Annotated in this window: 12 protein-coding genes; 10 read left to right on the top strand and 2 right to left on the bottom strand. The window is 67.2% G+C overall.

From position 1 onward, the window contains the following. Positions 1–555 precede the first annotated feature (555 nt). Entirely contained in the window at positions 556–2,274 is a 1,719-nt protein-coding gene (ggt, locus tag AC5P5V_RS15895) for a gamma-glutamyltransferase (protein WP_134969180.1), read from the bottom strand. A 677-nt stretch (positions 2,275–2,951) separates the two neighbouring features. Between ggt and ilvC the strand changes: the two genes are divergently transcribed. From ilvC to leuB, 9 genes are all read left to right on the top strand, one after another. Continuing rightward, entirely contained in the window at positions 2,952–3,926 is a 975-nt protein-coding gene (gene ilvC / locus AC5P5V_RS15900; RefSeq protein WP_053499062.1) for a ketol-acid reductoisomerase, read from the top strand. Between the two features lie 39 nt (positions 3,927–3,965). Continuing rightward, positions 3,966–5,702 carry an acetolactate synthase 2 catalytic subunit gene (gene ilvG / locus AC5P5V_RS15905; RefSeq protein WP_134969179.1) on the top strand — a complete coding sequence of 579 codons (1,737 nt, stop codon included), beginning with the start codon at positions 3,966–3,968 and terminating at the stop codon, positions 5,700–5,702. Next, positions 5,686–5,937: an ACT domain-containing protein gene (locus tag AC5P5V_RS15910; RefSeq protein WP_005419108.1), complete on the top strand. Its 252-nt coding sequence runs from the start codon at positions 5,686–5,688 to the stop codon at positions 5,935–5,937. Before ilvG ends, AC5P5V_RS15910 begins: the two co-directional genes overlap by 17 nt. 96 nt (positions 5,938–6,033) lie before the next feature. Then, positions 6,034–7,125, top strand: coding sequence for a threonine dehydratase (locus tag AC5P5V_RS15915; protein WP_053499063.1), 1,092 nt, complete (start codon positions 6,034–6,036; stop codon positions 7,123–7,125). Continuing rightward, positions 7,122–8,708: a 2-isopropylmalate synthase gene (locus AC5P5V_RS15920; protein ID WP_061479556.1), complete on the top strand. Its 1,587-nt coding sequence runs from the start codon at positions 7,122–7,124 to the stop codon at positions 8,706–8,708. Before AC5P5V_RS15915 ends, AC5P5V_RS15920 begins: the two co-directional genes overlap by 4 nt. Before the next feature lie 10 nt (positions 8,709–8,718). Then, complete coding sequence (locus tag AC5P5V_RS15925; RefSeq protein ID WP_231352286.1) at positions 8,719–9,492, top strand: class I SAM-dependent methyltransferase; 774 nt, start codon at positions 8,719–8,721, stop codon at positions 9,490–9,492. A gap of 60 nt (positions 9,493–9,552) precedes the next feature. Continuing rightward, on the top strand, positions 9,553–10,971 hold the full coding sequence (gene leuC / locus AC5P5V_RS15930; protein WP_061479558.1) for a 3-isopropylmalate dehydratase large subunit: 1,419 nt from the start codon (positions 9,553–9,555) through the stop codon (positions 10,969–10,971). Beyond that, positions 10,971–11,549: a 3-isopropylmalate dehydratase small subunit gene (gene leuD, locus AC5P5V_RS15935; RefSeq protein WP_111201712.1), complete on the top strand. Its 579-nt coding sequence runs from the start codon at positions 10,971–10,973 to the stop codon at positions 11,547–11,549. The genes leuC and leuD overlap by 1 nt, the downstream gene beginning before the upstream one ends. After that, complete coding sequence (gene leuB / locus AC5P5V_RS15940; protein ID WP_053499071.1) at positions 11,539–12,600, top strand: 3-isopropylmalate dehydrogenase; 1,062 nt, start codon at positions 11,539–11,541, stop codon at positions 12,598–12,600. The genes leuD and leuB overlap by 11 nt, the downstream gene beginning before the upstream one ends. 102 nt (positions 12,601–12,702) lie before the next feature. Here leuB and AC5P5V_RS15945 read toward each other — a convergent pair whose 3' ends face one another. Beyond that, on the bottom strand, positions 12,703–13,476 hold the full coding sequence (locus AC5P5V_RS15945; RefSeq protein WP_134968847.1) for an SDR family oxidoreductase: 774 nt from the start codon (positions 13,474–13,476) through the stop codon (positions 12,703–12,705). Between the two features lie 117 nt (positions 13,477–13,593). Between AC5P5V_RS15945 and AC5P5V_RS15950 the strand changes: the two genes are divergently transcribed. Further along, positions 13,594–14,499, top strand: coding sequence for a LysR family transcriptional regulator (locus tag AC5P5V_RS15950; protein WP_134968846.1), 906 nt, complete (start codon positions 13,594–13,596; stop codon positions 14,497–14,499). The last annotated feature ends 136 nt before the right edge of the window (positions 14,500–14,635 follow it).

The raw sequence follows: 14,635 nt of genomic DNA on the forward strand, positions 1-14,635 counted from the left end.
AACGGCTTTGACCGATGTGGAGGTCTTGCAGGCCTCTTTGGCGACCTGCAGTTTGAAACGCGCGTCGTATCTGTTCATGTATCCCTCGGGGTTGGATCTGATGTCCAACTCCCGGGGGTCACTTCACCATGGGGGCTCGATGGCGCCATCCATGGCGCCAACGGTCCTGCCCCCCATATCGCCCCACCCCCGACAGATTTCCTGTGACGGTAGTAGATCCACGCCATGCGTGGATCAGGTGTATCGGAAAACAAGAAGGGGTCGGATCCGTTTTCCTTCGGAAAACGGATCTGACCCCAACCCACAGCGCGCGGCTGTTGCTGTTGCCTTTGCTTTTGATCTTCTTCTTTCTCTTCCTGCGGTGGCGGCCGCAGGAAACTGTCAGGGGTCGGGCGGGTGGGCTGGGCGGGGGTGTCCGCGGCATGGATGCCGCGGCCAAGCCTACAAGGACGTACTCGCGGCGTCCCCCGTCCAGCCCACCCGCCCGGCCCAATCACATGATCCCGCTTTCCGGAACCCACCGCAGAGGGGGCTCAGCCCGGTGGCCGGGAAACCTCAATACCCCGCCGCCTGCCCATCCTTGCGGCTCTCCGAAGCACCGTAGTAAACCCCGGTGTCGGGATCGCGCATGATCGCCTGGTAACCGCCATACGGCCCATCTGCGAACACGATGCGATGCCCTTTGCGCATCAGCGCACGCACTGTTTCATACGGGAAGCCGGTTTCCAGATTCACTTCACCACCGTCGGTCATCGCCGTGGCCTGACCCGTCGGTTCAGTCGAGCCTTCGTGCTGGATTCGCGGTGCGTCGCCCGCTTCCTGCAGGTTCATGCCGAAGTCCACCAGGTTCATCACGATCTGCGCATGGCCCTGCGGCTGCATCGCGCCCCCCATCACGCCGAAGCTGGCATACGGCTTGCCACCCTTGGTAATGAACGCCGGAATGATGGTCTGGAAGGGGCGCTTGCCCGGTGCGTAGCCGTTGGGATGGTTCTTCTGCAGCACGAACATCTCGCCACGATCCTGCAGGATGAAGCCCAGCCCCGGCGGCGCCATGCCGCTGCCCATGCCGCGGTAGTTGGACTGGATCAACGAGACCATCATGCCGTCGGCGTCGGCCACGGTCATGTAGATCGTGTCGCCTTCCTCCAGCTGCTTCGGTGTGCCTGGCTGCACTTCCTTCAAGGCCTTGTCCATCGAGATCAGTGCCCGGCGCTGCGCGGCGTACTCCTTGGAGATCAGCTTCTGCACCGGCGCCGGCTGGAATGCCATGTCGGCGTAGAAGCGCGCACGGTCGGCGAAGGCCAGCTTCTTCGCTTCGACGAACAGGTGCACGTGCTCGGGTGAGCCGAACGGGATCTTCGAGAAATCGTAGCCTTCCAGCACGTTGAGGATCTGAAGCGCAGCGATGCCCTGGCTGTTGGGTGGCAGCTCCCAGACGTCGTAGCCACGGTAGTTGCTGCTGACCGGCTCGACCCATTCACCGTGGTGGTCGGCCATGTCCTGGTAGCTCAGGTAGCCACCGTTGGCCTTGAAGTAGTCACCGATGGTGCGCGCGATGTCTCCCTTGTAGAAGGCGTCGCGCCCGCCGTCGGCGATCTTCTGCAGGGTGCTGGCCAGGTTCGGGTTCTTCCACATCTCGCCCTTGCGCGGGGCGTGGCCGTTGATCGTGAACTGCTCCTTGAAGCCCGGGTACTGCGACAGCTTGGGCACCGAACGGTCCCAGTAGTAGGCGATTACCTCGGCCACCGGGTGCCCTTCGCGGGCGTAACGGATGGCCGGCGCCAGGTTGTCGGCCATCGGCTTGCGACCGAAACGGTCGTGCAGGGCGAACCAGCCGTCGACCGCACCGGGCACCGACACCGGCAACGGGCCGGTGGCCGGGATGTCCTTCAGGCCACGACGCTGGAACTCGGCCAGGGTGAGCGACTTCGGCGAGCGGCCCGAGCCGTTGTAGCCGTAGAGCTTCTGCGTCTTTGGGTCCCAGACGATGGCGAACAGGTCGCCACCGATGCCGTTGCCGGTCGGCTCCATCAGGCCGAGCGCGGCATTGGCCGCGATCGCCGCGTCGACTGCCGAGCCTCCGCCCTTCATCACGTCCAGCGCGATCTGGGTGGCCAGCGGCTGCGAGGTAGCCGCCATCGCATGCGGGGCGATCACCTCCGAACGGGTGGCGAAGGTGTGGCCGGTGATGCGGTCGGCGGCGATGGACAGTGCAGGCACGGCAGCCAGCACGGCGGCGGCGAGCAGGGAGCGGGCAAGGCGTCGGGACACGGTCGGGTTCCGGTGGAAGGGTGGTCCCTCGATCTTCGCCGCTGCGACCTTCCTACGGTATCGGGCAGAGGTCATGGACGTTGATCCTGCGTTAGATGCGGAGGAAGCCAGAAAGCCGCCGGATTCCGCGCAAAAACCGCTCTGAAAAGAGTGAATTCGGGTTCACTGAAACACTTTCAGCGGCAACCATCCTTGTGCCGCAAGCGATTTAGCTGGACTCACTGGAAACCGATAAAAAAACTGTCGCGAGGGTTGACACCACCAAAACGGCTGTGTTTCTCTCGATCACATGTTGCATCACAACACGCCGCCGCGAACCCACATCGAAGCCGCCGCCATCGGCGCCGCCTCGCTGCGTTCGATTCTTGTGCTCGTACTTATTACCCAACCGACAGGTGCGGGACGAGCCAGCGTGTAAGCAACAGACACACCGGAACTCTTCAAAAACCCGCACCCGCCCCGGTGCGGGTTTTTTCATTTCAGGACCTGGTTTCAGACGCAACCACCATGACCAACGCTTATCGCACAACCCGGACCTGCAGCACCACGCCTCGTGGTGGCTGTGGCTGTGCCTGTGCGATGCGCGGCGCCCCCTCCACCGCTTTCCCCTGACCGGCCGGCACGTCACCTCGACGACCGGCCGTTCTTTTTTCTTCCCACCGCAAGGAACCTCCCCCATGAGCACCAACGACCTGCCCCAGACCAAGATCGCCGTCATCGGCTACGGCAGCCAGGGCCGCGCCCACGCACTGAACCTGCGCGAATCCGGCTTCGACGTGGTGGTAGGCCTGCGTCCGGGCGGCCCGACCGAAGCCAAGGCCCAGGCCGATGGATTCACCGTGGTGGCGCCCGCCGATGCGGTGAAGGACGCCGACCTGGTCGCCGTGCTGACCCCGGACATGGTGCAGAAGAAGCTCTACAACGATGTGCTGGCGCCGAACATGAAGCAGGGGGCGTGCCTGCTGTTCGCCCACGGCCTGAACGTGCACTACGGCATGATCGAGCCGCGCGCCGATCTGGACGTCGTGCTGGTCGCGCCGAAGGGTCCGGGTGCGCTGGTGCGCCGTGAGTACGAGATCGGCCGTGGCGTGCCGTGCATCTGGGCGGTCTACCAGGACGTCAGCGGCAAGGCCGCGCAGCATGCCCAGGCCTATGCGGCTGGCCTCGGCGGTGCCCGCGCCAACCTGATCCAGACCACCTTCAAGGAAGAGACCGAGACCGATCTGTTCGGCGAGCAGGCGGTGCTGTGTGGTGGTGCGTCGGCGCTGGTGCAGGCCGGTTTCGAGACCCTGGTGGAAGCCGGCTACCAGCCGGAGATCGCCTACTACGAGGTACTGCACGAGCTGAAGCTGATCGTCGACCTGTTCTATGAAGGCGGCATCTCGCGCATGCTGGAATTCATCTCCGAGACCGCGCAGTACGGCGACTACGTCAGCGGCCCGCGCGTGATCGACGCCGGCACCAAGGCACGCATGAAGGAAGTGCTGAAGGACATCCAGGACGGCACCTTCACCAAGAACTGGGTGGCCGAGTACGAAGCGGGCCTGCCGAACTACAACAGGTTCAAGCAGGCCGACCTGGAGCACCCGATCGAGAAGGTGGGCAAGGAACTGCGCGCCAAGATGGTCTGGTTGCAAGGACAGGCCGCGTAACCGCGCGGCCCTCCCCCACCCGCTTTGCAAGGTTCCCCCATGAACTCTTCCACACACCGCAGCGCGCCGCCCAACGGCGCGCGCTGGCTGACCCAGGCGCTGGAGGCCGAAGGCGTCCGCACGCTGTTCGGCTATCCCGGCGGCACCATCATGCCGTTCTACGACGCGCTGGTGGATTCGTCGCTGAAGCACATCCTGGTACGCCATGAGCAGGGCGCGGCGCTGGCCGCCAATGGTTTCGCCCGCGCCAGCAACCAGGTGGGCGTCTGCGTGGCCACCTCCGGGCCGGGCGCGTCGAACCTGGTCACCGGCATCGCCGATGCGATGCTGGACTCGGTACCGATGGTCTGCATCACCGGCCAGGTCGGCACGCCGCTGCTGGGCACCGACGCCTTCCAGGAACTGGATGTGTTCGGCCTGACGATGCCGATCGTCAAGCACAGCTGGCTGGTGCGCAGCGTCGATGACCTGCCGCGCGTGGTGGCCGATGCGTTCCGGATCGCCCGCGAAGGTCGCCCCGGCCCGGTGCTGATCGACCTGCCCAAGGATGTGCAGTTGGCCGATGCCAGCCATCTGCCGGCGCATGTGCCCAGCAGCGTCGAACCACCGCCGGCGCCAGCCGAGGCCGCCATTGCCGAGGCCATCGCCGCGCTGGCGGCGGCCGAGAAGCCGGTGGTCTACGCCGGTGGCGGCATCGCGCTGGGCGATGCCGTGCAGGACCTGCGCGACTTCGTCGAGGCCAGTGCCATCCCCACCGTGATGACCCTGCGCGGCCTCGGCGCACTGCCGGCCAGCCATCCGCAGTCGCTGGGCATGCTGGGCATGCACGGCACCCGCGCGGCCAACATGGCGGTGCAGGAAAGCGACCTGCTGCTGGTGCTGGGCGCACGCTTCGACGACCGTGCCACCGGCAAGCTGGCGGAGTTTGCACCGTTCGCCCGCGTCGTTCACATCGATGCGGACGCATATGAGATTTCCAAGCTGCGCAGCGCCGATGTCGCCGTGCCCGGCAATGTCGGTCATGCCATCCGCGCCCTGCGTGCGGCCTTCCCCTCCCCCAAGGCCCACCAGGAGGCGTGGCGCAAGCGCTGTGCACAGCACCGCGATCGTTTCGCCGCGCGCTACGACGCACCGGGTCAGCACATCTACGCCCCGGCGCTGCTGAAGCGCCTGAGCGAGCTGGCCCCGGCCGATGTGGTGATCGCCTGCGACGTTGGCCAGCACCAGATGTGGGTGGCCCAGCACTGCCGCTTCAACCACCCGCGCAACCACCTGACCAGTGGCGCGCTGGGCACCATGGGCTTCGGCCTGCCGGCCGCGATGGGTGCGCAGTTCGCCTGCCCCGATCGCACCGTGGTGCTGGTGTCCGGCGACGGCAGCTTCATGATGAACGTGCAGGAGCTGGCCACCATTGCCCGCTGCCGCCTGCCGGTGAAGATCGTGCTGCTGGACAACAGTTCGCTGGGCATGGTGCGGCAGTGGCAGGAGCTGTTCTTCGCCGAGCGCTACAGCGAGATCGACCTGTCCGACAACCCGGACTTCGTGGCGCTGGCGCAGGTATTCGGCATTGCCGCCACCCGCATCGACGCGCGGGATGACGTCGAGGGTGGCCTGGCCGCGCTGCTGGCCGAACCCGGCCCGGCACTGCTGCACGTGGCCATCGATGCACGCGCCAACGTATGGCCGCTGGTGCCACCGAACACCGCCAACAGCACGATGCTGGAAAGCAACCCCGCCCATGCCCGCCAGGAGATCCCCAATGCACTACCGGCTTGACCTGGTGCTGCACCCGGCCGAAGGCGCGCTGTTGCGCGTGATCGGCATGGCCGAACGCCGTGGCTTCGCGCCCCGTGCGATCAGCGGTGCGCCGGTGGCCGCCGACGATGGCCGCTGGCACCTGCAGCTGGTGGTGGATGGCCAGCGCCCGGCGGAAACGCTGTGCCGGCAGATCGAGAAGATCTACGACTGCGTGTCCGTGCAGGTTACCGCCGTGGAAGGAGCATCCGTATGAACACCCGTACCGTAGTGACCACGGTGCCGGTACGGAGGCGTCTTCTTCGCCGCCCGTGCCCGCATGCGGCGGTCGCCTGCACCCCGCTGGTGGCCCATGCCGGCCGCTGATGCCAGCCAGGAAAGCGATGTCGGCGACGTAAGCGTCGCCGACGTACTGGCGGCGCAGGCCCGGCTGCGCCGCTTCCTGCCGCCTACCCCGCTGCACCATGCCGAGCGCTTCGGCACCTGGCTGAAGCTGGAGAACCTGCAGCGCACCGGGTCCTACAAGGTGCGCGGCGCGTTGAACGCGCTGCTGGCCGGCCGCGAGCGCGGCGATACCCGGCCGGTGATCTGCGCCTCGGCCGGCAACCATGCCCAGGGCGTGGCGTGGGCAGCCTACCGCCTGGACGTCCCGGCCATCACCGTGATGCCGCATGGCGCACCGGCCACCAAGATCGCCGGCGTCGCTCACTGGGGCGCCACCGTGCGCCAGCATGGCACCAGCTATGACGAGGCCTACGCCTTCGCCGTCGAACTGGCACAGCGCCATGGCTACCGCTTCCTGTCCGCGTTCGACGACGCCGATGTGATTGCCGGCCAGGGTACGGTCGGCATCGAGCTGGCCGCGCACGCACCGGACGTGGTGATCGTGCCGATTGGTGGTGGCGGACTGGCCTCCGGCGTTGCACTGGCGCTGAAATCACAGGGCGTGCGCGTGATCGGCGCCCAGGTGGAAGGCGTTGACTCAATGGCGCGCGCCATCCGCGGCGACGTGCGCGAGATCGCCCCCGTCGCCTCGCTGGCCGACGGCGTGCGGGTGAAGATCCCCGGATTCCTGACCCGACGCCTGTGCACCTCGCTGCTGGACGACGTGGTGATCGTTCGCGAAGCCGAACTGCGTGAAACCCTGGTCCGGCTGGCACTGGAAGAACACATCATCGCCGAGGGCGCCGGTGCGCTGGCGCTGGCAGCAGGCCGCCGTGTCGCTGGCCGCCGCAAGTGCGCGGTGGTGTCCGGCGGGAATATCGATGCGGGTGTCCTGGCCGGCCTGCTCACCGACATCCGGCCGCGCCCGCCGCGCAAACCACGGCGACGGCGTAGTGAAACCCCACGCTCGCCCGGCAAGGCCAGCGCCCTCGCGTCCCCCACCTCTTCCCCTTCCCCCCTGCAAGCCGCCGCACCCGCTGTCGAGGAGATTTCCCTGTGACCACCATCGAACGAATTACCACCCCGCGCATCCGCATCTTCGACACCACCCTGCGTGACGGCGAGCAGTCCCCCGGCTGCAGCATGAGCCCGCCGCAGAAGCTGGTGATGGCGCGTGCGCTGGACGAACTGGGCGTGGACATCATCGAGACCGGCTTCCCGGCCAGCTCGCAGTCCGACCGCGAGGCGATGGCCCTGATCGGCCGTGAGCTGCGCCGCCCGAGCCTGAGCCTGGCCGTGCTGTCGCGCTGCCTGCAGGCCGATATCGAAACCTCGGCGCGTGCCCTGGAAGCTGCGGCCAACCCGCGCCTGCACGTGTTCCTGTCCACCAGCCCGCTGCACCGCGAACACAAGCTGCGGATGACCCGCGAGCAGGTGCTGGAATCGGTACGCAAGCATGTATCGCTGGCACGCTCGTACATCGACGATGTCGAATTCTCGGCCGAGGATGCCACCCGCACCGAGCTGGACTACCTGATCGAAGTCTCGCGCGTAGCCATTGCCGCCGGCGCCACCACCATCAACCTGCCCGACACCGTCGGCTTCACCACGCCGGAAGAAATCCGCGCGATGTTCCAGCAGGTCATCGCCGGCGTCGCCGATGTGCCGAATGCCGCCAACGTGATCTTCAGCGCGCACTGCCACAATGACCTGGGCCTGGCCGTGGCCAACTCGCTGGCCGCCATCGAGGGCGGTGCACGCCAGGTCGAGTGCACCGTCAACGGCATCGGCGAGCGCGCCGGCAACTGTTCACTGGAAGAGATCGCGATGGTGCTGAAAGTCCGCCAGGCCTTCTACGAGCAGGACAGTTCGATCAACACCCCGCGCATCGTCGGCACCTCGCAGCTGCTGCAGCGCCTGGTCGGCATGCCGGTGCAGCGCAACAAGGCCATCGTCGGCGCCAATGCCTTCGCCCACGAATCGGGCATCCACCAGCACGGCATGCTGCGTCATCGCGGCACCTACGAAATCATGCGCCCGGAAGATGTGGGCTGGGAGGATTCGCAGATGGTGCTGGGTCGCCACAGTGGCCGCGCCGCTGTTGAAGCGCGCCTGCGTGCGCTGGGCTTCTGGCTGGACGAAGACGAACTGAAACTGGTGTTCGAGCAGTTCAAGGGCCTGTGCGAACAGCAGCGCGTGGTCACCGATGCCGACCTGCAGACGTTGATGCAGGGCGGCTCCAACGCGCAGGGCTACCGCCTGGCGTCGATGACCATCAGCGATGTCGGCAGCCGTGCCAACGCGCTGGTCGAACTGTCCGACCCGGACGGCAACCGCGTGGCCGAGACCGCGCAGGGCGACGGCCCGGTCGATGCCCTGTTCGGCGCGCTGTCGGCCGCCACCGGCGTACAGCTGATGCTGGACAGCTACCACGTGCACAGCGTGGGCATCGGCGCCGATGCCCGCGGCGAGGCCAATCTGAGTGTGCGCCACGACGGCGTGGAGTACGACGGCACCGGTACCAGCAAGGACATCATCGAAGCCTCCGCGCTGGCCTGGCTGGACGTGGCCAACCGCCTGCTGCGCCAGCGCCACGCCGCCGCCCAAAGCAGCACCGACGTTCCCACCCCCGCAACCGCCTGAGGAACCCGAGATGAGCGCCTTCGACACTCCTACCGCAGCCGCTGGCCAGCAGTGGAACGCCCAGGACTATGCGATCGATGCCGGTTTCGTACCGTTGCTCGGTGGCGCGGTCGCGCGCCTGCTCGATCCGCGCGCCGGTGAGCGCATCCTCGACCTGGGCTGTGGCGACGGCGTGCTCAGCACCGAACTGGCCCTGAGCGGCGCGCGCATCCACGGCGTGGACGCGTCGCCGGAACTGGTGATCGCCGCCCGTGCACGTGGCGTCGACGCGCAGGTGATGGACGGCCACGCGTTGTCGTTCGATAGCGAGTTCGATGCGGTCTTCAGCAATGCCGCATTGCATTGGATGGGCAACCCGGACCGCGTGCTGGAAGGCGTGCGTCGCGCGCTGCGCCCCGGTGGCCGCTTCGTCGCCGAGTTCGGCGGCCATGGCAACGTCGCCACGATCGTCGCCGCGGTACAGGCCGCACGCGTGGCCCACGGCCATGGCGCCAGCACCTTCCAGTGGTACTTCCCGAGCGCCGATGCCTATGCCGACCGCCTGCGCCAGCATGGCTTCCAGGTGCAGCTGATCGAATGCACGCCGCGCCCGACCCCACTGCCGACCGGCGTGGCCGGCTGGCTGCGGGTATTCGCCGCGCCGCTGCTGGATGACCTGCCCGCCGAGGCCCGCGCCACCGTGCGCGAGGCTGCCACCGCGTTGCTGGCCGACCTGCCACGCAATGCCGCCGGCCAGCCGCTGGCCGACTACGTGCGCCTGCGTGTGCTCGCCCGCCGGCGCTGACTTGACCGTTCCGCTTTCTTTACTGATGTTCGCTATTTCGTACTTCTGCCAGGCATACGCATGACTTCCGCACCCCGCACCCTGTACGACAAACTGTGGGACGCCCACGTGGTGGTTCCCGAATCCGACAGCGCGCCCGCCGTGCTGTACATCGACCTGCACCTGATCCACGAGGTGACCTCACCGCAGGCATTCACCGAACTGCGCGAGCGCGGCCTGTCGCCGCGCCGGCCGGACCGCACCAAGGCGACGATGGACCATTCCACGCCGACCCTGCCGGCCGCCGCGGACGGCACGTTGCCCTACGCCAGCGCCGCTTCCGAGGCACAGGTCGCCACCCTGGCGCGAAATTGCGCCGAGCACGGCATCGAACTGTTCGACATGGCCTCGGACAACCGCGGCATCGTCCATGTCATTGCGCCGGAACAGGGCTTCACCCAGCCCGGCATGACCATCGTCTGCGGCGACAGCCACACCTCCACCCACGGTGCATTCGGCTCGCTGGCCTTCGGCATCGGCACCAGCGAGGTCGGCCACGTGCTGGCCACGCAGTGCCTGCTGCAGCGCAAGGCCAAGACCTTCGCGATCACCGTTGACGGTGCGCTGGCACCCGGCGTCGGCGCCAAGGATGTGGTCCTGCACATCATCGGCGTGATCGGCGTCAACGGCGGCACCGGCCATGTGATCGAGTTCCGTGGCAGCACCATCGAAGCGATGGACATGGAACAGCGCATGACCCTGTGCAACATGTCGATCGAAGCAGGTGCACGCGCCGGCATGGTCGCGCCCGACCAGGTCACCTTCGACTTCGTCGCCGCTACGCCGCGCGGCCCCAAGGGCGCCGACTTCGACGCTGCCGTGGCGCGCTGGCAACAGCTGCGCAGCGATGACGGCGCGCGCTTCGACAGCGAAGTGCACATCGACGCCGCCGACATCCGCCCGACCCTGACCTGGGGTACGCATCCGGGTACCGCGATCGCCGTGGATGCGCCGATTCCCGCCGCCAACGATGCCGCCGCGCAGAAGGGCCTGGACTACATGCACTTCCAGGCCGGCAAGGCGCTGGCGGGCACACCGGTGGACGTAGTGTTCGTTGGTTCGTGCACCAACGGCCGCCTGAGTGATATGCGCGAAGTGGCGCAGGTGCTGCGCGGTCGTCGCGTCGCCGACCGGGTGCGCATGCTGGTGGTGCCGGGCTCGGAGATCGTCAAGCGCGAGGCCGAAGCCGAGGGCATCCACGAGATCGTGCGCGCGGCCGGTGCCGAATGGCGCGAGCCGGGCTGCTCGATGTGCATCGCGATGAACGGCGATCTGGTCGCCCCCGGCCAGCTGGCCGTGAGCACCAGCAACCGCAATTTTGAAGGCCGGCAGGGGCCCGGTTCGCGCACGCTGCTGGCCTCGCCGATGAGCGCCGCGTGGGCCGCGGTGAACGGGCATGTGGCCGACACCCGCGAACTGTTCGCACAGGAGGTGGCGTGATGGCCGGTTTCCGTACCCTGACCTCGGCCAGCGTGGTGCTGCGCCAGACCAACATCGACACCGACCAGATCATCCCGGCGCGGTTCCTGTCCACCACCGAGCGTGCCGGGCTGGGTCGCAACGCGTTCAACGACTGGCGCTGGCAAGCTGATGGTTCGCCGGTGGCCGACTTCGCCTTCAACCAGCCGCACAACGCCGGCCGCAGCATCCTGCTGGCGGGCCGCAACTTCGGCTGCGGTTCTTCGCGCGAGCATGCACCGTGGGCGCTGACCGACCTGGGCCTGCGTGCCATCGTCAGCAGCGAGATCGCGGACATCTTCCGCGGCAACGCGCTGAAGAACGGCCTGCTGCCGATCGTGCTGGACGAGGCCGACGTGCAGGCGCTGATGCAGCGCCCGGACGATGCGCTGACCATCGACGTGGCTGCGCGCGAGCTGCGCACCCCCGCTGGCCGCGTCTATTCCTTCCCGCTGGATGGCTTCTCGCAGACCTGCCTGCTGGAAGGCGTCGACCAGTTGGGGTATCTGTTGGGCCGTGTCCCTGAAATCGAACGTTACGAGAGTGAGCATGCACGCTGAGATTGTTGTCCTGCCCGGTGATGGCATCGGCCCGGAAGTGGCCGCCGCGGCAGTTGCCGTCCTGAAGGCGGTCGCCGGACGCTTCAACCACACCTTCACTTTCAGCGAGCACGACATCGGTGGCATCGCCATCGACCGCCACGGTGAACCGCTGCCGGCGTCGACCCTCGCCGCCTGCCAGGCCGCCAATGCGGTACTGCTGGGCGCGGTCGGTGGCCCGAAGTGGTCCGACCCGAACGCCAAGGTGCGCCCCGAGCAGGGCCTGCTGGCGATCCGCAAGGCGCTGGGCCTGTACGCGAATCTGCGCCCGGTACGTACCCACGAAGCCGCGCTGCACGCATCACCGATCAAGGCCGAGCTGCTGCAGGGCGTGGACTTCGTGGTGGTGCGTGAACTGACCGGCGGCATCTACTTCGGCGACAAGACCCGCGACGCCGACAGCGCCAGCGACCTGTGCCGCTACACTGTGGCCGAGATCGAACGCGTGCTGCGCAGTGCCTTCCGCCTGGCCCAGCAGCGTCGCGGCAAGGTCACTTCGGTGGACAAGGCCAATGTGCTGGAAACCTCGCGCCTGTGGCGCGACGTGGCCGCACGCATCGGCCGCGAGGAGTTCCCGGACGTGGCGCTGGAGCACCAGCTGGTCGATTCGATGGCCATGCACCTGCTGGCCAAGCCACGCGAGTACGACGTGATCGTCACCGAGAACATGTTCGGCGACATCCTCACCGATGAGGCCTCGATGCTGGCCGGTTCGCTGGGCCTGCTGCCGTCGGCTTCGCTGGGCGAGCCGGGTGCGGTGGGCATTTACGAGCCCATCCACGGTTCGGCCCCGGACATCGCCGGCAAGGGCATCGCCAATCCGTACGCGACAATCTTCAGCGCCGCGATGCTGCTGCGCCATTCGCTGGGGCTGGAAGCCGAAGCGGCCGCGGTGGAAGCCGCCGTGCATGCGGTGCTGGATGATGGGGTGTTCACTGCCGACCTGGCCGCCAAGGGCCAGGCCGTGAGTACCGCGGCAGCGACCGACGCGGTGCTGGCGAAGCTGGGCTGATCCGGTAGCGCCACGCCATGCGTGGCGCGCTTCCCGTCGGATATCGTGCGCAGCCACCCATGGGGTGGCTCTACTCGTAGACCCACGCCGTGCGTGGCTGCGTTACTTGGTGGTGTACCCACCATTGACCAGAATCGTCTGCCCGGTCATCCACCAGCCATCCGTCACCAGGAAGCGGATCCACGGCACGATATCGGCGATGTCGGTCAGCCCGGTGCGGGTGAACGCCGACAATGCCGCCGCAGTCTTGTGATACGCCTGCGCATCGGCGCTCTCGGCCGGATAGAAGAACGGCGTGTCCATCGGACCGGGACCGATCGCGGTCACCGAAATGCCGCGCTCACCAAATTCCTTCGACGCCGCGCGGGTGAAGTGCTCGACCGGCGCCTTGGTGCCGGCGTAGCTGGAATAGAACGGCGTGAACGCACCCAGCAGCGAGGTGACCAGGGTGCAGATGCGGCCACCGTCATTGACGTGGCGACCTGCCTCCTTCAGGAAGAAGAACGCGGCCTTGGCATTGACCGCGCTCATCTCGTCGTACTCCACTTCGCTGATGTCCAGCAGCGGTTTCTTCAATACCTTGCCGACCGTATTGATGGCGATGTCGGGACGGCCGACTGCGGCCACGGCATCGGCGAACAAGCGCTCCATCGCTGCCGCCGACGTCAGGTCGCCCTGCAGGGCCACCGCCTTGCTGCCGGCGGCCTGCACCGCGGCTACCGTCGCTTCTGCATCGGCCTGGGTAGCGGCACTGTTGTAGTGGATGACGATGGCTTTGGCGCCCTGTGCGGCGAAGTCGCGGGCGATCAGGCCACCCAGGTTCTTGGCGCCACCGGCGATCAGCACGGTCTTGCCCTTGAGGGAATGCTCGGTCATGGCTTCGGTCTCGGGAGGGGGCTGCCCGGGGTGGCAACCCTGCCCTGACGACGATATCGTGCAGAAAATGCGGATAAAGCCCGCCACTTTGACTTAACTTTCCAGAGTCAGCGAACAATGGACCGGATCGATCGCTTCCGCATCTTCACCCGGGTCGTGGAGTGCGCCAGCTTCACGCGCGCCGCCGACCAGCTCGGCCTGCCCCGTTCCACGGTCTCGGCAGCCATTGCGGAGCTGGAGCAGCGGCTCGGCACCCGCCTGCTGCAGCGCTCGACCCGCCGGGTGTCCACCACCCACGACGGCGACGTGTTCCATGCCCGCTGCCTGCGCCTGATCGCCGAGGTCGAAGACGCCGAATCGCTGTTCCTCCAGGTCGACGCCCAGCCGTCGGGCCTGCTGAAGATCGACGTACCCAGCCGCATCGGCCGCCGCATCATCGCACCGGCGCTGCCCGGGTTCTTCGCGCAGTATCCGCAGGTGGAAGTGGACCTGGGCATGACCGACCGCGCGGTGAACCTGATCGAAGACGGTTGCGATGCGGTGCTGCGGGTCGGCCAACTGGGCGATTCCAGCCTGGTGGCGCGCACGCTGGGCCAACTGGATTTTGCCAACGTCGCGGCGCCGGCCTACCTGCGCGAACACGGCGTGCCGCAGCATCCTGCCGACCTGCCGCAGCATCGCGCGGTGAACTACGCGTCGCCGACCACGGCACGGGTGGAACCGTGGGAGTGGCAGGACGGCGGCCAACTGCGCACGCTGCCGATGCCTGGCTGGGTGCGTGTGAACAGCGCCGAGGCATCGATCGCGTGCTGTGTGGCGGGGTTGGGTCTTTTGCAGATTCCGCGCTACGACGTACAGGCCGAGCTGCAATCCGGCGCGCTGGTGGAAGTGATGCCACAGCACGTCGCACAGCCATTGCCGGTCACCCTGCTGCAGCCGCATCGGCAGCACCGTGCGCTGCGCGTGCAGGTGTTCATCGAATGGCTGCTGCCGGTGCTACGGACCGGCCTGCAGCTGCGGTAGATCCATGCCCTGCGTGATGCTTGTGTAGAGTCGAGCCATGCTCGACTCATCCCATCAACGCGCGAAGAGCAGCCGAGCGTGGCTCGGCTCTACAGAAAGCAGGTACCGCGAGCAGTGCCAACCAAGGTTGGCACCT

It is taken from the genome of Stenotrophomonas sp. YJH_SMC_130 (genome assembly GCF_059369035.1).

What these genes read in the sequence shown, in the direction of transcription:
- ilvC (WP_053499062.1), top strand. Translation starts at nt 2,952, where the DNA reads ATGAGCACCAACGACCTGCCCCAGACCAAGATCGCCGTCATCGGCTAC.
- ilvG (WP_134969179.1), top strand. Translation starts at nt 3,966, where the DNA reads ATGAACTCTTCCACACACCGCAGCGCGCCGCCCAACGGCGCGCGCTGG.
- AC5P5V_RS15910 (WP_005419108.1), top strand. Translation starts at nt 5,686, where the DNA reads ATGCACTACCGGCTTGACCTGGTGCTGCACCCGGCCGAAGGCGCGCTG.
- AC5P5V_RS15915 (WP_053499063.1), top strand. Translation starts at nt 6,034, where the DNA reads ATGCCGGCCGCTGATGCCAGCCAGGAAAGCGATGTCGGCGACGTAAGC.
- AC5P5V_RS15925 (WP_231352286.1), top strand. Translation starts at nt 8,719, where the DNA reads ATGAGCGCCTTCGACACTCCTACCGCAGCCGCTGGCCAGCAGTGGAAC.
- leuC (WP_061479558.1), top strand. Translation starts at nt 9,553, where the DNA reads ATGACTTCCGCACCCCGCACCCTGTACGACAAACTGTGGGACGCCCAC.
- leuD (WP_111201712.1), top strand. Translation starts at nt 10,971, where the DNA reads ATGGCCGGTTTCCGTACCCTGACCTCGGCCAGCGTGGTGCTGCGCCAG.
- leuB (WP_053499071.1), top strand. Translation starts at nt 11,539, where the DNA reads ATGCACGCTGAGATTGTTGTCCTGCCCGGTGATGGCATCGGCCCGGAA.
- AC5P5V_RS15945 (WP_134968847.1), bottom strand. Translation starts at nt 13,476, where the DNA reads ATGACCGAGCATTCCCTCAAGGGCAAGACCGTGCTGATCGCCGGTGGC.
- AC5P5V_RS15950 (WP_134968846.1), top strand. Translation starts at nt 13,594, where the DNA reads ATGGACCGGATCGATCGCTTCCGCATCTTCACCCGGGTCGTGGAGTGC.